The organism is Staphylococcus sp. GDX7P312P (genome assembly GCF_008385775.1).
Lineage (GTDB): Bacteria > Bacillota > Bacilli > Staphylococcales > Staphylococcaceae > Staphylococcus > Staphylococcus haemolyticus.
On record NZ_VUKI01000024.1, the window covers coordinates 82,661 to 100,189 of the forward strand.

General features: G+C 33.9%; 19 protein-coding genes. 10 read left to right on the plus strand and 9 right to left on the minus strand.

All coding sequences use genetic code 11. The features are described 5' to 3' along the window. Nucleotides 1-32: 32 nt before the first annotated feature. From metE to F1592_RS07710, 4 genes are read right to left on the minus strand one after another with little or no spacing between them, the layout of a single operon-like run. Nucleotides 33-2,282, minus strand: coding sequence for a 5-methyltetrahydropteroyltriglutamate--homocysteine S-methyltransferase (gene metE, locus F1592_RS07695; protein WP_053016884.1), 2,250 nt, complete (start codon nt 2,280-2,282; stop codon nt 33-35). Further along, entirely contained in the window at nt 2,279-4,117 is a 1,839-nt protein-coding gene (locus F1592_RS07700; protein ID WP_053016883.1) for a bifunctional homocysteine S-methyltransferase/methylenetetrahydrofolate reductase, read from the minus strand. Before F1592_RS07700 ends, metE begins: the two co-directional genes overlap by 4 nt. Beyond that, nucleotides 4,071-5,246: a cystathionine beta-lyase MetC gene (gene metC / locus F1592_RS07705; protein ID WP_053016882.1), complete on the minus strand. Its 1,176-nt coding sequence runs from the start codon at nt 5,244-5,246 to the stop codon at nt 4,071-4,073. Before metC ends, F1592_RS07700 begins: the two co-directional genes overlap by 47 nt. Continuing rightward, nucleotides 5,243-6,346, minus strand: a complete 1,104-nt coding sequence (locus F1592_RS07710) for a PLP-dependent transferase (protein ID WP_037537769.1) — start codon at nt 6,344-6,346, stop codon at nt 5,243-5,245. The genes metC and F1592_RS07710 overlap by 4 nt, the downstream gene beginning before the upstream one ends. Nucleotides 6,347-7,156: 810 nt before the next feature. On the opposite strand from F1592_RS07710, the gene F1592_RS07715 reads away from it, so the two are divergent. From F1592_RS07715 to ychF, 4 genes are all read left to right on the plus strand, one after another. Continuing rightward, the gene (locus F1592_RS07715) at nt 7,157-7,987 is read left to right on the plus strand and encodes a ParB/RepB/Spo0J family partition protein (RefSeq protein WP_037537772.1); all 831 of its coding nucleotides are present in this window, start codon (nt 7,157-7,159) and stop codon (nt 7,985-7,987) included. 180 nt (nt 7,988-8,167) lie between these two features. Continuing rightward, nucleotides 8,168-9,049, plus strand: coding sequence for a mechanosensitive ion channel family protein (locus tag F1592_RS07720; RefSeq protein ID WP_011276872.1), 882 nt, complete (start codon nt 8,168-8,170; stop codon nt 9,047-9,049). A 21-nt stretch (nt 9,050-9,070) separates the two neighbouring features. Then, nucleotides 9,071-9,274 (plus strand): DUF951 domain-containing protein, encoded by a 204-nt coding sequence (locus F1592_RS07725; RefSeq protein WP_011276871.1) that lies wholly within the window; start codon nt 9,071-9,073, stop codon nt 9,272-9,274. 11 nt (nt 9,275-9,285) lie between these two features. Then, a complete protein-coding gene (gene ychF / locus F1592_RS07730) occupies nt 9,286-10,383 on the plus strand; it encodes a redox-regulated ATPase YchF (protein ID WP_037537775.1) in 1,098 nt (365 codons plus the stop codon). A 141-nt stretch (nt 10,384-10,524) separates the two neighbouring features. Here ychF and F1592_RS07735 read toward each other — a convergent pair whose 3' ends face one another. Beyond that, nucleotides 10,525-10,716 (minus strand): hypothetical protein, encoded by a 192-nt coding sequence (locus F1592_RS07735; protein ID WP_011276869.1) that lies wholly within the window; start codon nt 10,714-10,716, stop codon nt 10,525-10,527. 65 nt (nt 10,717-10,781) lie between these two features. Further along, entirely contained in the window at nt 10,782-11,588 is an 807-nt protein-coding gene (locus tag F1592_RS07740) for a glycoside hydrolase family 25 protein (protein WP_037537778.1), read from the minus strand. A 290-nt stretch (nt 11,589-11,878) separates the two neighbouring features. Between F1592_RS07740 and rpsF the strand changes: the two genes are divergently transcribed. Genes rpsF through rpsR form a run of 3 tightly spaced genes read left to right on the plus strand, consistent with a single transcriptional unit; the run spans nt 11,879 to nt 12,999 of the window. Continuing rightward, nucleotides 11,879-12,175: a 30S ribosomal protein S6 gene (gene rpsF, locus F1592_RS07745; RefSeq protein WP_011276867.1), complete on the plus strand. Its 297-nt coding sequence runs from the start codon at nt 11,879-11,881 to the stop codon at nt 12,173-12,175. A 21-nt stretch (nt 12,176-12,196) separates the two neighbouring features. Continuing rightward, nucleotides 12,197-12,709: a single-stranded DNA-binding protein gene (ssb, locus tag F1592_RS07750; RefSeq protein WP_011276866.1), complete on the plus strand. Its 513-nt coding sequence runs from the start codon at nt 12,197-12,199 to the stop codon at nt 12,707-12,709. A gap of 47 nt (nt 12,710-12,756) precedes the next feature. Next, nucleotides 12,757-12,999, plus strand: a complete 243-nt coding sequence (gene rpsR / locus F1592_RS07755) for a 30S ribosomal protein S18 (RefSeq protein WP_002447994.1) — start codon at nt 12,757-12,759, stop codon at nt 12,997-12,999. A gap of 207 nt (nt 13,000-13,206) precedes the next feature. On the opposite strand, the gene F1592_RS07760 is transcribed toward rpsR, so the two are convergent. Together F1592_RS07760 and F1592_RS07765 are read right to left on the minus strand one after the other, a co-directional pair. After that, a complete protein-coding gene (locus F1592_RS07760; protein ID WP_053016881.1) occupies nt 13,207-14,277 on the minus strand; it encodes an Ltp family lipoprotein in 1,071 nt (356 codons plus the stop codon). A 204-nt stretch (nt 14,278-14,481) separates the two neighbouring features. Further along, entirely contained in the window at nt 14,482-14,739 is a 258-nt protein-coding gene (locus tag F1592_RS07765; RefSeq protein ID WP_011276864.1) for a hypothetical protein, read from the minus strand. A gap of 215 nt (nt 14,740-14,954) precedes the next feature. Here F1592_RS07765 and F1592_RS07770 point away from each other — a divergent pair, with 215 nt between their 5' ends. Next, entirely contained in the window at nt 14,955-15,704 is a 750-nt protein-coding gene (locus tag F1592_RS07770; protein WP_037537781.1) for an amidohydrolase family protein, read from the plus strand. Between the two features lie 177 nt (nt 15,705-15,881). Next, entirely contained in the window at nt 15,882-16,130 is a 249-nt protein-coding gene (locus F1592_RS07775) for a GlsB/YeaQ/YmgE family stress response membrane protein (RefSeq protein ID WP_011276862.1), read from the plus strand. Between the two features lie 56 nt (nt 16,131-16,186). Here the strand turns inward: F1592_RS07775 and F1592_RS07780 are convergent, their stop codons facing one another. Beyond that, nucleotides 16,187-16,420, minus strand: coding sequence for a hypothetical protein (locus tag F1592_RS07780; protein ID WP_037537782.1), 234 nt, complete (start codon nt 16,418-16,420; stop codon nt 16,187-16,189). 457 nt (nt 16,421-16,877) lie between these two features. Between F1592_RS07780 and F1592_RS07785 the strand changes: the two genes are divergently transcribed. Further along, nucleotides 16,878-17,507 (plus strand): LysE family translocator, encoded by a 630-nt coding sequence (locus tag F1592_RS07785; protein ID WP_053016880.1) that lies wholly within the window; start codon nt 16,878-16,880, stop codon nt 17,505-17,507. The last annotated feature ends 22 nt before the right edge of the window (nt 17,508-17,529 follow it).

Genomic DNA, 17,529 nt, shown 5'->3' on the forward strand with positions numbered 1-17,529 from the left:
AAATCACAAGTGATTTCTGTACAGCTCCCTCCCTACGCGGGTTTATTTTGATTATTTGATTCACGTTTTTTACGAACTGTATTTACAAGTACAGTTAGAGCGTCTTTTACTTCATCTTCTTTACGTGTTTTTAAGCCGCAGTCTGGGTTAACCCAGAATAGTGAACGGTCAATTTGTTGTAAAGAACGATCAATCGCTGTAGCGATTTCATCTTCTGTAGGAATACGTGGACTATGAATATCATAAACACCTAAGCCAATACCTAAATCGTAGTTAATATCTTCAAAATCTTTGATTAAATCACCATGGCTACGTGATGTTTCAATTGAGATAACATCAGCGTCTAATTCATGGATAGCATGGATGATTTGACCAAATTGAGAATAACACATATGCGTATGAATTTGCGTTTCATCTTGTACTGAAGATGTTGCTAATTTGAATGAATTTACTGCATCTGCAAGATATTGTTCATGGTATTCAGAACGTAATGGTAAACCTTCACGTAAAGCTGGTTCATCTACTTGGATTACTTTTATACCCGCTTCTTCTAGCGCTAATACTTCTTCGTCAATGGCTAAAGCGATTTGGTCTTGAACGACTTTACGTGGTACATCTACGCGTTCGAATGACCAGTTTAAGATAGTTACAGGGCCAGTTAGCATACCTTTAACTGGTTTGTCAGTTAAACTTTGCGCATATACAGTTTCTTTGACTGTTAGTGGTTCAGTCCATTTTACATCTCCGTAAATTACTGGTGGTTTAACTGCGCGTGAACCATATGATTGTACCCATCCGAATTTTGTTACTAAGAAACCTTGAAGTTTTTCTCCAAAGAATTCAACCATATCATTACGTTCGAATTCACCATGCACTAATACATCTAAACCGATATCTTCTTGAATTTTAATCCAACGTGCAATTTCACTTTCTAAGAAGTTATTATAGTCTTCATCTGAGATACGTTTGTTTTTCCAATCGGCACGATATTTACGTACTTCTTGTGTTTGAGGGAATGAACCGATTGTAGTTGTTGGTAAGTCAGGTAAGTGTAAGCGTGCGTCTTGTGCCTTTTTACGCTCAGGGAAAGGTGACTTACGACTTGTTGGTACACTATCGAAGTCGTATTCTAGATTTTTGAATGATTGACTTTGGAAACGTTCATAACGTGCTTTCAATTTGTCATATTTTGCGCTATCGTTCTGGTTAAATAGTCGACGTAGCGCGTCTAATTCATCTAACTTTTCAGTGGCGAAACTTAAACCTTCTTCGATTGATTGCTCTAAAGTTTCATCATCTAATGATACTGGAACGTGTAATAAAGATGATGAAGGTTGGATAACGATATGTTTTGCGTGTCCTTGTAACGTTTCGATTAATTTTTTCTTAGCTTCGATATCTGCAGCCCACACGTTACGGCCATCAATAATACCTGCATATAATGTTTTAGATGAATCGAAGTCACCTGATTCAATTTGTTTTAAGTTATAACCGTTGTCGTGTACAAAGTCTAATCCTAAACCACCAACTGGTAATGAACTTAAGAATTTAACATTGGCACGTTCGAAGTAAGTTTGAATGACTAATTTGTCAGCTAAACCTGCTTTATCAAAGTAGTCATAAGCTTCTCTAGTAATAGCTTCATAAGCTTCGCTTTCATCAGTAACTAATACTGGTTCATCAACTTGGATATAGGCTGCACCAGCGTCAATTAATGATTGAAGCACTTCTTTATATAAAGGTAATAGTGTTTGAACTTTCTCTTCGAATGATTGATGTCCACCTTTAGATAATTTTACAAACGTTATAGGACCTACAATCACAGGGTGAGCGTTAACGTTAAGAGATTTCGCATAGTTAAAGCGATCTAATAAAATGTTGTGGTTCACTTTAGGTTCAACATTATCCCATTCAGGAACAATATAGTGGTAATTCGTGTTGAACCATTTAATGAGTGCACTCGCGACATGTTCTTTATTACCGCGTGCAATATCGAATAATAAATCATCGTTAACTTCGCGACCTTGGAAACGTTCAGGGATGATGTTGAATAATAATGATGTATCGAGAATATGATCATACAATGAGAAGTCGCCGACAGGTACACTGTCTAAATTATAATTTTTTTGTAATAGTAAATTTTCTCTATGTAGGTCACTTAACTTTTGATCTAATTCTGTTTTATCGATTTTTTTAGCCCAATAGCTTTCGATGGCTTTTTTCCATTCTCTTTTTCTACCTAATCTTGGGAATCCTAAATTTGAAGTTGTAATTGTTGTCATGATATTGCCTCCTTGTTTTGGGTAATTGCTTTAGAATATGCTGCGAGTTCTAATGAATAATCGATACGTTGGAATGGTGTGATAATGTATAAACCATTGAAATACTCATGCACTGTATCAATCAATTCTTTAGAAAGTCTCAAACTTAATGCTTTTGTTTTTTCTTTATCATCTCTTACTGCTTTAAATTGGCTTAATACATCTTCAGACATTTTAATACCAGGCACTTCGTTATGTAGGAAAAGTGCATTGTTATAGCTTGCGATAGGCATGATACCTATAAATAGAGGGACATTAAGGTGTTTCGTCGCCTCATATACTTCTTTAATTTTTTCTTTGCTATACACAGGTTGTGTAATGAAGTAATTCATACCGGCAGCTACTTTTTTCTCAAGGCGTTTTACTGCACCGTCAAGTTTGCGTACATTAGGGTCAAATGCACCAGCGATGTTGAAGTTTGTATGTTTCTTCAGCGCATCACCATCAGTATTAATACCTTGATTGAATCTTAATGCTAATTCGGTTAATCCTTTTGAATTTACATCGTAGACATTCGTGGCACCGGGTAGGTGGCCTACTTTTGAAGGGTCACCTGTAATCGCTAAAATTTCATTAACGCCAATAAGCGATAAGCCAAGTAAGTGTGATTGCAAGCCAATCAAATTACGATCTCGACATGTAATATGCACGAGGGGTTCAATGTTATAACGTTGGCGTATGATGCTCGCTGCAGCGATATTGCTAACACGAACAGTAGCAAGTGAATTGTCAGCGAGGGTAACAGCATCAATGTTCGCTTCGTCAAGTTTGCCAATATTCTCAAAGAAGAGATCTGTATCTAAATGTTTAGGTGTATCGAGTTCGACAATAACTGTTGGTCCGTTTTTAACTTTTGTTGTTAAATTATGTTTATAGGTATGTGTGACTGCTCGATTTGTCTGACGATTGATTGGAATGACGTTTTTATTTTTAACAGGTTTTAAATCTTTTACAGATGATTTGATATATGCAATGTGTTGTGGTGTTGTGCCACAACATCCTCCAATTAATCTCACCCCCTCATTAATAAGTTCTTGTGCGACATCTCCGAAATATTGTGCATTATCGCTATACTTAAATTCGCTATTCTCAATATCCAGTAAACTTGCGTTTGGATAGCATGATAAGTAAGCCGTTTCTGGTAACTCAATATGTGAAAATGAGCGTTGCATATGGTGTGGACCGTGATGGCAATTTAATCCAACAACATTGGCGCCACAGGCAACTAATTGCTGTAAAGCTTTATTGATTTCAGTGCCATCGACTAAGTAATTCGTATTTGAAGCGGTCAATTGTGCGATGATAGGGATATCGTACTTTCGACGTGTTGTTGTAACAATATTTGTCAGTTCTTCTAAGTCGTAGTAAGTTTCGAATAATAACCCATCAACACCTTCTTCAACGAGTGTATCGATTTGATTTTCAGCGTGATACTGAATGGTGGACAAAGGCAATTCCTCTTGCTGTAAACTTCTGAAACCACCTACTGTACCAAGTATGAAAGTATCAGGTCGTGCGGCACGTTTTGCGATGGCTACAGCTGCCTTATGAATGTCCTTTACTTTATGTTCCAAGCCAAAGCGTCTTAGCTTTTCAAAGTTAGCACCATACGTGTTGGTCTGGATAATATCGGCACCGGCCTCTATATAAGAACGATGTATAGACTCTACTTTTTCTGGGTGTGTTAAGTTATAAGCTTCTGGACATGTATCTAAACCCTCTGAATAGAGAATTGTTCCCATTGCACCGTCAGCTACTAAAACGTTGTTCTGTAATTGATTCAATAATCGACTCATTGAAAGCCTCCTTTAATGCGTAGTTGAGGTCAGCAATTAATTCTTGAGGTTGTTCTAGACCTACGCTTAATCGGAATAAGCCAAAGGTAATGCCACGTTCATTTCGAACATCTTCAGGAACAGCAGCATGTGACATTGTGGCTGGATGAGATAATATCGTTTCTACACCCCCAAGACTTACTGAAACTAGGGGTAAAGTTAAAGCATCTACAAAGTCTTGTGCTTTCGTTTCATCTTTTAATCGAAATCCAATCACGGCACCACCGCTATTTGCTTGTGATAAGTGTAATGAACTGTTTCCTGGATAATATACTTCGGCAATTTCTTCTCTTTCTTTTAAAAATGCTACAAGTTTCTCTGCATTTGATGTTGATTGTTTAAACCGCACAGGTAATGTTTTTAAGTGTTTGGCTAATGTCCAACTATCATGCGCTGACAATGCAGTGCCCGTACCATTCTGTAAAAGATATAATGCATCAGCGACGTCTTTACGATTTGTAATGGCAGCGCCTGCGATAATATCGCTGTGGCCACCTAAAAATTTAGTAGCTGAATGAACCACAATATCAGCGCCAAGTGCAAGTGGTGATTGACCCAACGGTGTCATAAATGTGTTATCTACTGCTAAAAGTAAGTGATGACGTTTAGCAATCGCTGCTACTGCACGTATATCTGTAATTTTGAAACAAGGATTGGATGGTGTTTCTACGTAGATGAGTTTGGTATTCGGTTGAATCGCACGCTCAATTTCTTCAGGTTGTGTAGCATTAACAGTTGTAAATTGAATATCAAAGCGATTTAAAATTTGTTCTGTAAGTCTGAATGTGCCACCGTATACATCATCAGGAAGAATGACGTGATCATTTGCTTTTAATGTTAGTAATACCGCTGAAATTGCTGCGATACCTGAGGCGTACGCAAATGCATATTGTCCTCCTTCAAGTTTCGCTAATTTTTCTTCAAGAAGTTGGCGGTTTGGATTGCCACTTCTGGCATAATCAAATTTTGCATTGCCACCAAGCACCTTTTGATGAAATGTTGAAGAGTCATAAAGTGGTGGGTTAGCTGAATCGTAATCTACACCTCTGTGTTCATCAAAAATAACTTCGGTTTCTTTTGATAAGCTCATGAAATCACTCCTACTTTAGAATTCTCCAATGCTCGTAAAATATCTGACTCAATGTCGTTATAATCTTCAATACCAATGGATAAGCGTATAAGGTGTTCATCTATGCCACGTTTATCTTTTTCTTCATCCGGCATATCGACATGCGTTTGTGTGTATGGGAAAGTAATGAATGTTTCTGTTCCACCTAGACTTTCTGCGAAGATACAGATTTCTAAATTTTCCAAAAATTTAGCAACGCTAAAGTCTTTATTTAGACGTAAACTTAGCATGCCCGTTTTACCACTGTATAGCACTTCGTCTATAGCACTAGAAACTTTACATCGCTCGGCTAACTTCTTAGCGTTTGCCTCTGACCGTTCAATACGTAAATGTAATGTTTTTAAGCCACGCTGTAATAAATAACTATCGATAGGAGACAATGTTGCTCCAATCATGTTATGCAATTGCCCAAGTTGCTCAGCTAATGATTCATCTTTAACAGTTACAACCCCCGCCAATACATCATTGTGACCGCCAATATATTTAGTTGCTGAATGGAGTACAATGTCTGCACCGTCTTCTAAAGGCGTGGATAAATAAGGTGTTAAAAACGTGTTGTCGATAATTGTTAATAGATTATGCTGTTGACTTAAGATGTAATAAGGTTCAACGTCAATTTCGATCATTTGTGGATTCGAAATAGGTTCTATGAAAAGTGCCTTTGTATTGGGCGTAATAGCGTTAACAACTTCTTCATAATTTAGGAAATCAACATATTTAAATTTGATACCATATTGTTTTTCATAAAAGTCAAATAATCTAAATGTGCCACCATATAAGTCGAAAGCGACTAATATTTCATCACCTGGTTGAAACAAGTTACATATAAGTTGTACTGCAGCCATGCCACTTGAAGTGGCAAATGAAGCAATGCCTCCTTCTAATTTCGCAAAGGATTCTTCAAATGCAGAACGTGTTGGATTCTTTGTTCTTGTATAATCATAGCCTGTTGACTGACCAAGGTGAGGATGTTGATATGCAGTAGACAAATAGATAGGATTGGCTATTGCGCCAGTAATATCTTTAGTTAATGATATTTGTGCTAATTGAGTATCTTTCATGTCAAATCCTCCATTCAATTTTTTGTCCAATAAAAAAAGCTTCCGTCCTTTAAACCCGATATGCATCGGATGTAAAGGACGAAAGCCTGTTTCGCGGTACCACCTTTATTTATTACTTTATTGCTAAAGTAACCTCAAACAGTACGCCATTTTGTGAATAAAAGTGTACTGAGATAGTGGACGCTAATTTAATCGTTATGTGACACTTTAGTCGAATGAAGGGGACACATTAAAAAACTCATTTAACTTGATTATAAGTAAATGAGTATTAACGATGATTAGCGACGTCTAGAATTCCAGTACGCCATTAAACAATAAATGTTAATACTGTATCGCTATAACGGGCGAACCCGTTGACACCTCGTATTGGCATCAACACTCAAAGGCCATTTTCAAACTTTCTTTCAATGTCTCTTCTCAGCTTTGGAGACTCTCTGTATTAGCAGTGTAAGTTCTACTTTTCTTATTGCAGTGTGTAATTTGTGTTTTTTTAAGTTAATTCATAGCTTACAGACCTAAATTACATTTGTCAATAACTTTTCTGAAAATTAAGATTATAAAGGTAATTCAGAAAACGCTTTAAGTATTGATAACATAGTGATAATTGTATATAAAAAAATTTAATTTTTTCATTTCATTTGTCTAATCTACTTGTTAAACCTATTCTATATTTTTTAAAATAAATAAGTACTAAAAAATGCGCGCCATTGAATTTATAGTGTAAAAGTAAGTTTGTTGTGATTGTAAAAGACTAGTTCTTAGATAATGCTTCAAATATGATACCAATAATGGCTTAGAGAGGTGAAAATAGTGGGTCAAAAGCAAGATGAGCGATTGGCGATAAGTCAAAATGAACAAATTCAAAAAATTGATCTTTCTAAAATTAAAGCCAATCCATATCAACCTCGTAAAACATTTGACGATGATAGATTAAGTGATTTAGCAACGTCAATACAAACTCATGGTGTATTACAGCCCATTGTATTGCGTCAGACTGTACAGGGCTACTATATAGTAGTTGGCGAAAGACGATTTAGAGCATCTCAATTAGCAGGGTTAAACGAGATACCTGCCATTATTAAAGAATTGTCCGATTCTGACATGATGGAATTAGCAATTATCGAGAATTTACAACGAGAAGATCTCAATGCTATTGAAGAGGCTGAAAGTTACCAGCGCCTCATGAATGATTTAGGATTAACACAACAAAAAGTAGCGGAACGACTAGGCAAATCACGACCATATATCGCAAATATGCTAAGATTGCTAAATTTACCCAAAGATATTTCGAATCAAGTCAAAGAAGGTGCGTTATCTAGTGCACATGGACGCACGTTGTTAGGCATTAAAGATGTCACTATGATGAAAAAGATAAGCCAACAAGCCATACGTGAAAATTGGAGTGTTAGATATCTTGAACAGGTTGTAAATGAATTACAAGACGGTGGGCAGTCTAAAAAAAGCAAAGCAACAACGCAAATAAAACCTAAATTTATTCAAAAGCAAGAACGTCGACTAAAAGAAAAGTTTGGGTCTAAAGTAGACATTTCAACTAGCAAGAATATAGGTAAAATAACATTTGAATTCAAAACAGAAGAAGAATTTAAACGACTCATTCAAAAACTCAATGACGAAGTATGATACGTAATCAATCATATTGATAGAGTGATACTCTATGAAAGAGTGAGTTAAGATGTGTTACATCTTAGGCTTTACCAAGGAAATAAGTAATAAAATAAAGCTTAAGACGGATACATATTGCGCAATAAATGAGTATAATAATTTAATTATAAAAAAGTTGAATAGGGAGGTTACTATTACATGAATCAGGTCAAAAATGTATTGTCTTCATTATTTGAACCTTTAACTAAAATAGAAACATATGAAAATTTAGCTATTAAAATAGCATTAATTATCATATATATTATTGTTGCACTTATCGTCATAGCAATATTAAACAAAGTAATTGAACAAGCATTTAAAATTCAAAATCGCAGTAGCAAAGGCAATAAGAAACGTTCTCGAACGCTTATTTCTCTTGTGCAAAACGTAGTTAGCTACATTGTTTGGTTCATTGTGATTACTACTATCTTAAGTAAATTTGGAATTAGTGTTGAAGGTATCATCGCCAGTGCCGGTGTTGTAGGTTTAGCTGTTGGTTTCGGTGCTCAAACGATTGTTAAAGATATCATCACTGGTTTCTTTATTATATTTGAAAATCAATTTGACGTTGGTGATTATGTTAAAATCAATAGCGGTGGTACAACAGTAGCAGAAGGAACAGTAAAATCTATTGGCTTAAGATCAACGCGAATTAACACAATCACAGGTGAATTAACGATTTTACCGAATGGTAGTATGGGAGAAATTACTAATTTCTCTATTACTAATGGTTTCTCTATAGTAGAAATTCCGGTTTCTGTAGAAGAAAACTTAGACAAGGTAGAAAAGCGTCTAAATAAACTATTTACTGCAATGCGCAGCAAATATTACTTATTTATCACTGATCCAGTCGTAGAAGGTATTGATTCGTTGGATGAAACTAAAGTAACGTTTAGAATATCTGCTGAAACCATTCCAGGTGAAGGTGCATCCGGTTCAAGAATATTACGTAAAGAAATTCAAAGAGTATTTGTTCAAGAAGGTATTAAATTACCACAACCAATTTATATTAAAAATAATAATCAACAAGGCAAATCTTAATTATTATTGAGGGGTAATTTCATGACGTCAAATTATGGAATAAATGATATAGTAGAGATGAAAAAGCAACATGCATGTGGAACTAATCGATTTAAAATTATTCGTATGGGTGCTGATATTCGCATCAAATGTGAGAATTGCCAACGAAGTATTATGATTCCACGTCAAACGTTCAATAAAAAATTAAAGAAAATATTAGTATCAAATCAAGATACTGAAGGTTAGGAGAATGATTAATGGCTTTAACAGCAGGAATCGTAGGATTACCGAACGTAGGTAAATCTACCTTATTTAATGCAATAACAAAAGCGGGAGCATTGGCCGCTAACTATCCATTCGCAACAATTGATCCAAACGTAGGTATCGTAGAGGTGCCAGATTCACGTTTAAATAAATTAACAGAAATGGTTGAACCTAAAAAAACTATTCCTACAACTTTTGAGTTTACTGATATTGCAGGTATTGTAAAAGGTGCTTCTAAAGGTGAAGGTTTAGGAAACAAATTCCTTTCACATATTCGTGAAGTAGATGCAATTTGCCAAGTTGTACGTGCATTTGATGATGAAAATGTAACGCACGTATCAGGACGCGTAAATCCTTTAGATGATATTGAAGTTATTAATATGGAATTAGTATTAGCAGACTTAGAATCTGTTGAAAAACGTTTGCCTCGAATTGAAAAAATGGCGCGTCAAAAAGATAAAACTGCTGAAATGGAAATGAGAATTCTAACTAGAATCAAAGAAGCACTTGAAAATGGTGATCCTGTACGTAGCTTAGACTTCAATGAAGAAGATCAAAGATACGTTAACCAAGCACAATTACTAACGTCTAAGAAAATGTTATATATTGCCAATGTTGGTGAAGACGAAATTGGTGATGAAGATAACGATAAAGTAAAAGCAATTCGAGAATATGCAGCGAAAGAAGATTCTGAAGTTATTGTTATTAGTGCAAAAATCGAAGAAGAAATCGCTACATTAGATGACGAAGATAGAGAAATGTTCTTAGAAGATTTAGGCATTGAAGAACCAGGACTAGACGTACTTATCAGAACAACATATGATTTATTAGGTTTATCAACATACTTTACTGCAGGTGTACAAGAAGTGCGTGCTTGGACATTCAGACAAGGTATGACAGCTCCACAATGTGCTGGTATTATTCACACTGACTTTGAACGTGGATTTATCCGTGCCGAAGTGACAAGTTATGATGACTATGTTGAGCATGGTGGCGAACAAGGTGCTAAAGAAGCGGGTAAACAACGTTTAGAAGGTAAAGAATACATTATGCAAGATGGCGATATCGTTCACTTTAGATTTAACGTTTAATAATCACATCTAATTATTTATAGCGATATGCATAGTAAAAATTAAATATTTGATAAAAAATAAAAAGCAATGTAAGTTTCGCTTGGCTTAAGTGACAGGAGACTTACATTGCTTTTTTTATATTGTTTATTTCATTATATCTTAAAAGAACGGTATAACTTTACTTGCTTCAATAATATCTTTGGTGCTAAAAAACTGTTTACCTTCTCCAGTGTAAGCAGGTTCTAGAATCATATTGGCTTTCGCACAATATAACCATTCTGGATTGATACCGCAATTTAATACTTCTTGAAATTCTTGAAAATCTTTATTCCAATCTAAATCTAATTGCATGTTTAACACCTCGACTTTATTATAGAACAAGTGTTCGTAAAAATAAAGTGTTATGTATAAATTTTTTAACTAGTAAACCAATCAGCAGTAACATTCGCATCTAAGTAATTCGCATCAACGTTTTGGTTTAGCTCAGGGGCATAGTAACTATCTGTGTATTGCCATAAAACTTTCTCTCTATTAGGTTCTTGCGTTTGATAAGCTGCTAACCAATAACCATCATAGGCACTTACAGCATTCGGAACATTGTTGGTCATAAAGTTCTCATAAGAATAAAATAATACTTTTTTATTCCCTGCAAGTTGTTTCATTTCATCAGCCCAAGCTTTTGTAGCAGTGTCAGCATCACCAGAAGTGATTGAATTTTGTTCAAAATCATTTACATAGAATGAAGCTTTAGGTGCACGACTATAAAGCGTTTGAGCTTCATTTCGAGCATCATCAGCATTTTCATACAGGCTATATGAATAGACGCCGAATTTCATATTATTTTTATCTAATAAAGCTGAATTATTCTCTAAACATTGATCAACATATTCAGAACCATATTGACCTCTGATAATGATGAAATCATAATCTTGTTTTAGTTGTTTAACTTGCGCATCCGTTAAGTTTCCTTGCCATTCTGAAATATCTAACACACGATCGCCATTTTGTGTTGTGATTGCTTTAGATTTTGTTGAAAAGGTTGAACGGTTACTAGTAGCGTTGCTTTGTTCATTGGGATGATTTTTTAGATATTTTTGATATCCATACCCCATCGTTCCTTTTTGGCTAACTTCAGTCTGTTCAGAAGCGTTTGCATTTAACGCACCTATAGAAGTTGCCATAATAGTTAAACATGCAATAGATGATGTTGTTTTCTTGAACATTTGAGCTCTCCTTTAGATATTTTATTTTTTAAAAATAATATTAATATGCAAAATGCAGTTGTGATGTTAGTACAAAAACTAATGATTCGCAACTTTATAATTGACACGATACATATGTAGAAAAATAAGGTTATAAACAATGTAACTTAGCGGAACTGATGCTGAATAAAATATATTGTAAAAAGTAATACTCTGTGCTATAATTCTTGATTGTGAGTAATGAAAATTATTCCTTGCTTATCGTTAGTATTCGATAGGCCGCATAGACCACAAGGAGGTGCAAGTATAAAATGAGAACATATGAAATTATGTATGTCGTACGTCCAAACATTGAAGAAGATGCTAAAAAAGCAGTTGTTGAACGCTTCAACGGTATCTTAGCTTCAGAAGGATCAGAAGTTTTAGAAGAAAAAGACTGGGGTAAACGCCGTCTTGCTTATGAAATTGAAGATTTCAAAGAAGGTTTCTATAACATCGTACGCATTAAAACTGATAACAACAGAGCTACAGACGAATTCCAACGTTTAGCTAAAATCAGTGACGATATCATCCGTTATATCGTTATCCGTGAAGACCAAGATAAGTAATAAATTAATGGGGGCGTTTTAATGATAAACAGAGTTGTATTAGTAGGTCGTTTAACTAAAGATCCAGAATACAGAACCACTCCCTCAGGCGTAAGTGTAGCGACATTTACTCTAGCAGTTAATCGTACTTTCACGAATGCTCAAGGGGAACGCGAAGCTGACTTCATCAATGTTGTTGTATTTAGAAGACAAGCAGAGAATGTGAATAATTATTTATTCAAAGGTAGTCTAGCTGGCGTTGATGGTCGCATACAATCACGCAGTTATGAAAATCAAGAAGGTCGTCGTATCTTTGTTACTGAAGTTGTAGCAGATAGTGTTCAATTCCTTGAACCTAAAAATGCTCAAGGTGGCCAACGTAATCAAAGTAATAACAATGATTTCCAAGACTACGGTCAAGGATTTGGTGGTCAACAATCAGGACAAAATACGTCTTACAATAACAATAATTCATCAAATAATAAACAATCTGATAATCCATTTGCAAACGCAAACGGACCGATTGATATTAGTGATGATGACTTACCATTCTAATAACAAAATGAACGTATAAAAAAATATTCCAAAGGAGGTAATTAACCATGGCAGGTGGACCAAGAAGAGGCGGACGTCGTCGTAAAAAAGTATGCTATTTCACAGCAAATGGTATTACACACATTGACTATAAAGACACTGAATTATTAAAACGTTTTATCTCAGAACGCGGTAAAATTTTACCACGTCGTGTAACTGGTACTTCAGCTAAATATCAACGTATGTTGACTACAGCTATCAAACGTGCTCGTCATATGGCTTTATTACCATATGTTAAAGACGAAAACTAATATATAGGTATTGGTTAAACCCCGTAGGCTTAAGGCTTATGGGGTTATTTTTTGTGCTTTGAATTTTAGGGAAAGGACATAATAATATTTTTACATTAAACACAAAGTAGTACTATATCAAGAAAATCCCCACCAATACTAAATTAATAATTTAGCTTGAAGGGGATTTGATATTATAAATACTAGTATTTTATTGTCATTAAATCATTATTTTAAATGATCAACGGCATACTGTGCTTCTTCTTCAGTAAATTTGAAACCATCTTTAGAAGACAACATATCCTTAATATCTGATTTAGAAGTATCGCCATTCTTAGATAAAGATTTGGCTCTTTCTAGTGCATTCTCTTTGTAGTCTACTTTTACATTATCGGCAGCATATTTTGCTTCATCTTCTGTGAAATCGTCGTATTCTACTAACTTATTATAAAGTTCACTTTTTGATTCGATAGAGTCTTGCATATATCGTTGGGCATTTTTTAATGCATTCTTTTTAAAATCCGTCTTCAAATGTTTCATTGCGTAATCTGCTTCATCTTTCGTAAATTGACGCCCATCTTTAGACGTAAGTTCGTCTTCAAGTTGCGATTTTGAAGAATAAGATTGGTCACTAATATGTTTTGCTGTTTCTAATGCATTTTCTTTATAGTCAATTTTTGCATGCTTCATTGCATAATCTACTTGTTCACTAGTAAACTGACCTGAATTTTCATCATTTTTAAGATAATCAGTTAGTTCTTTTTTCGAAAAATGTAAGTTATCACTACTTTCTTCTGCAGTTTTTAACGCATTTTCCTTATAATCTACATCTTTTAAATGATTAACGGCATATTTAGCTGTACTAGAATTAAATTTATCACCACTACTAGAAGTCAATTGATTATAGATACCTTTTTTAGACATGTACATTGATTTAGCATAAGTTTCAGCACGTTGCAAAGCTTCTTCTTTATCATTCCCGCCAGCTTTACGAGAGTTACCTTCTTGTTTGGATTCATGCGTTGCATTTTCACTATCACTTGATGAAATTGAGTCTGAGACTTTCATAAAAATCACACAAGCTGCTAGTACTAATATAATTAAAATAACTAGACAGCCACAACCGGCGCCGCATCCAATAAGCCAATATTTCCCTTTATTAGAACTATTGGAATTATCGTTTTGAGTACTTTCATTATTACTCACATTTTCATTTTTATCTTGATTATGTATATTGGTTTCTTGTGATTGTTCTTGGGATGAATTGGTATTATTTGGTGGCTCTTCATTAAATGCCATTAAAATATCCTCCTTGTAGTTAGTTAACACTTATTACAATCATACATAAATTAAAAATTACATACAATAGCTATTAAATTTATTTTATGACATTAATTTAAATTCAAGTCATTATATCGTGATTAATTTTATTTAAAACGAAAAATATGATAAAAAAAGCCTGTCATACACTAAATATATAGTATGACAGGCTTTTAATAGAAATTATAAACGAATATCGATATCGTCAATTTGCTGTTGATATTCTTTGTATTTACTTTCGACTAACATTTGATAAGGTGTGTCAAAGAAGTCTGCGAGAATCATTGCATCTTTAAACTTAGGTTCGTGTTGATGATTTTCCCATTCCCATAATTGATGGGGTTCATAATGTGTACCATATTTTTTATTAATTAATTCTGTTAATTCGTTAATTTCAAGATTTCGTTTAGTTCTTAAATTAAAAAGTGTATGTGAACTCATGAAACATAACCTCCTAAAAAACAAGTTTGAATTTAAATTATTTTTACTTACTTTCCAATTCATTAATTATAAGTAAATAATTTGAGTCTTTTATATACAACCTAAGTTATTTAACTATACTAGTCTTGTTCACAATAATTATCAAGTCTTTTAGCTGATAAATATTAATTATGTTATCTTTATTTCAAAAAATATAAATAAAGGGGAAATTTATAATGAAACTATTTGATTCGCATTTTCATATCATTGATTATGATTTTCCGGTGAAGGAAAATAACGGCTATATGCCTCCATCATTTAAGGTTAATGACTATTTAAATCATACTCAGCAATTAAATGTTGTTGGTGGCGCAATTGTATCAGGCTCATTTCAAGGGTTTGACCAAGATTATTTAATATCGGCTTTAAATCAACTTCAGGGACAATTTGTTGGGATAACGCAGCTACCTGCATCAACATCTGACGATGAAATTCTTCGATTACATGATGAAGGAGTTAGAGGTATTCGATTTAATGTTAAACGTGGTGGGTCTGAAGATATAGCGCTTATTAAGACGTTTGCGCAAAGAGTCTATGATTTAGTTGGCTGGCATTCTGAAATATATATTGAATCCAAACAATTAAATGACTATAAAGAAATTATAAGTTCGTTACCTAAAGTATCAATCGATCATCTTGGCTTGACCGCAGACGGTTTTGATGATTTAAAAGCATTAGTCAAACAAGGTGTTTATGTTAAAGCAACAGGATTTGGACGTATAGAAGTTGAGCCTATTGCAGCCATTAAGGAACTAATTGACATTAATCCTGATGCCATTATGTTTGGTACAGATTTACCTTCCACGCGAGCAAAGCGCCCTTTTAGTGAACAAGATATTGAGTTAATTCAAAAGCATTTTGATGAAGAGACACAAGAGAAGATCTTTTATAAAAATGCATTAAAATTTTACAGAATTTCAGAGTGAAAGTCGAATTTGTAGTAGTGTAAAACGAATATATAAATTATCCATAATTTTTATAATGAGATTTGATATAAGTTTAAATAAAAATATAATAAAATTATATACTAATGTTTATTCATGTTGATGCGTGGTATATATAAGAAGTATACAAAAATAGAAGATGTAAGGAGAGTTCTGAATATGGGCTTTATTGTTATGTTAATAGTCGGAGGATTAATCGGCTGGGTTGCCGGTATGATCATGGGTAAAGATATCCCAGGTGGTATCATCGGTAACATCATCGCTGGTTTAATCGGTTCAGCTGTAGGTAGTAAATTGTTAGGTACATGGGGACCTGTATGGGGTGGCGTACCAATCATTCCAGCACTAATCGGTGCAATTATTGTTATTTTCGTTGTTTCTTTAATTTTAAAAGCACTTAGAAAATAATAGCAATATTAAGAGAGCTACTTTAATAGTAGCTCTCTTTTTTAGTTTAATGAATTTTAATTAATTAAGGCCTGATGGCTATGAATATCTTCAAAATCATAGTTCTTTATAATCTCACATCCTAGTGGATGTCTACCATTATCAACGTGCTTATTAACTTCTTCTAATACTTCCAGAATTTCATACTCAGGCGTTTCAATATTAAATGAATACCTAAATATATGTCCATGATCCGATTTAACAGTTGCCATGAGTTCGTTGTTTACCATTTTATAACCTAGTAATTCCATTATTGATTCCCCCCCAATAAGTGTGATTACTTAGTTATAATGTAGCATGTAAAAATGCATGATGACAGTAATTTTACTTAAATGTTAATGATTATCATTTCACTTATCTTTTAGAGGGGTTATAGTTTAAACGTAGTTAAAATTGGGCATAAAAAGAGGGTGACGTCGGGTTAAGGCGTCACCCAGGAGTATTATGTTCATGAATATAAAAGACTTTGTAGTTATTATTTAACTACACCCTAATACTATCATGTTACCTACCATAATGACAATAAAAAGTGCTTAAAATATAAAAAAATTTCGTTTAGTACTAATATTTGTAAAAAGTTGTATTTAAGTTATTTATTAAACTTAAAATGATTGTGTCGCTTATTAACATTTAGACTACGCGTAGACTTACATATTTATATAAGTTATGGCATAATTTTTATAATATTTGATTGAAAAGGGTGTATATATGGATGGAATAATAACGTTTATTACTATTACGCTACTTATTATCATTGTGCCTGGTCCAGACTTTTTGATTGTCATGAAAAACACAATCCATTCGGGCAAACTAAATGGTTCTATGGCAGCTTTGGGTATTACCTCTGCTCATATCATTTATTCATCGTTAGCTGTATTGGGAATTATATATATTCTTACAAGTTTATATTATGTATTTTTGATTATAAAAATTCTAGGTGCCTGTTATCTGATTTATCTAGGCGTACAAAGTATTCGTTCAGCTCGTCAGTCGATGAACTTTAATACGGGTGGTATTAAAGTCAATGATGTGAGTTGTTTCACCTCATATCGACAAGGCTTTCTAAGCACAATTTTGAACCCTAAAGCGTTACTTTATTATGTGAGTGTTTTACCGCAATTTTTGTCAACTGGCGGCATTGAAGTGAAATCACAAGTAGCCATTTTATCTTTAGCAGTCATTATGGTTATCTTAATTTGGTTTTTATTCTGTGTATTTGTATTTCAATATATTAAATTATTATTCAGTCAGCCTAAAGTAAAAGCTATATTTGATTATACTGTAGGTTTTATTTTAATAGCATTATCAATTAATTTATTATTAAGCAAGAGTAGTTAAATTTCAGTAAAGGATTGTAGTA

Bases quoted from the DNA above. Each gene is read 5' to 3' on its own strand.
- F1592_RS07735 (WP_011276869.1), bottom strand. From the start codon at position 10,716: ATGCAATTAGATTTAGATTGGAATAAAGATTTTCAAGAATTTCAAGAA.
- F1592_RS07775 (WP_011276862.1), top strand. From the start codon at position 15,882: ATGGGCTTTATTGTTATGTTAATAGTCGGAGGATTAATCGGCTGGGTT.
- F1592_RS07740 (WP_037537778.1), bottom strand. From the start codon at position 11,588: ATGTTCAAGAAAACAACATCATCTATTGCATGTTTAACTATTATGGCA.
- ychF (WP_037537775.1), top strand. From the start codon at position 9,286: ATGGCTTTAACAGCAGGAATCGTAGGATTACCGAACGTAGGTAAATCT.
- F1592_RS07765 (WP_011276864.1), bottom strand. From the start codon at position 14,739: ATGAGTTCACATACACTTTTTAATTTAAGAACTAAACGAAATCTTGAA.
- F1592_RS07725 (WP_011276871.1), top strand. From the start codon at position 9,071: ATGACGTCAAATTATGGAATAAATGATATAGTAGAGATGAAAAAGCAA.
- metC (WP_053016882.1), bottom strand. From the start codon at position 5,246: ATGAGCTTATCAAAAGAAACCGAAGTTATTTTTGATGAACACAGAGGT.
- F1592_RS07700 (WP_053016883.1), bottom strand. From the start codon at position 4,117: ATGAGTCGATTATTGAATCAATTACAGAACAACGTTTTAGTAGCTGAC.
- F1592_RS07770 (WP_037537781.1), top strand. From the start codon at position 14,955: ATGAAACTATTTGATTCGCATTTTCATATCATTGATTATGATTTTCCG.
- metE (WP_053016884.1), bottom strand. From the start codon at position 2,282: ATGACAACAATTACAACTTCAAATTTAGGATTCCCAAGATTAGGTAGA.
- ssb (WP_011276866.1), top strand. From the start codon at position 12,197: ATGATAAACAGAGTTGTATTAGTAGGTCGTTTAACTAAAGATCCAGAA.
- F1592_RS07710 (WP_037537769.1), bottom strand. From the start codon at position 6,346: ATGAAAGATACTCAATTAGCACAAATATCATTAACTAAAGATATTACT.
- F1592_RS07780 (WP_037537782.1), bottom strand. From the start codon at position 16,420: ATGGAATTACTAGGTTATAAAATGGTAAACAACGAACTCATGGCAACT.
- rpsF (WP_011276867.1), top strand. From the start codon at position 11,879: ATGAGAACATATGAAATTATGTATGTCGTACGTCCAAACATTGAAGAA.
- F1592_RS07785 (WP_053016880.1), top strand. From the start codon at position 16,878: ATGGATGGAATAATAACGTTTATTACTATTACGCTACTTATTATCATT.
- F1592_RS07720 (WP_011276872.1), top strand. From the start codon at position 8,168: ATGAATCAGGTCAAAAATGTATTGTCTTCATTATTTGAACCTTTAACT.
- rpsR (WP_002447994.1), top strand. From the start codon at position 12,757: ATGGCAGGTGGACCAAGAAGAGGCGGACGTCGTCGTAAAAAAGTATGC.
- F1592_RS07760 (WP_053016881.1), bottom strand. From the start codon at position 14,277: ATGGCATTTAATGAAGAGCCACCAAATAATACCAATTCATCCCAAGAA.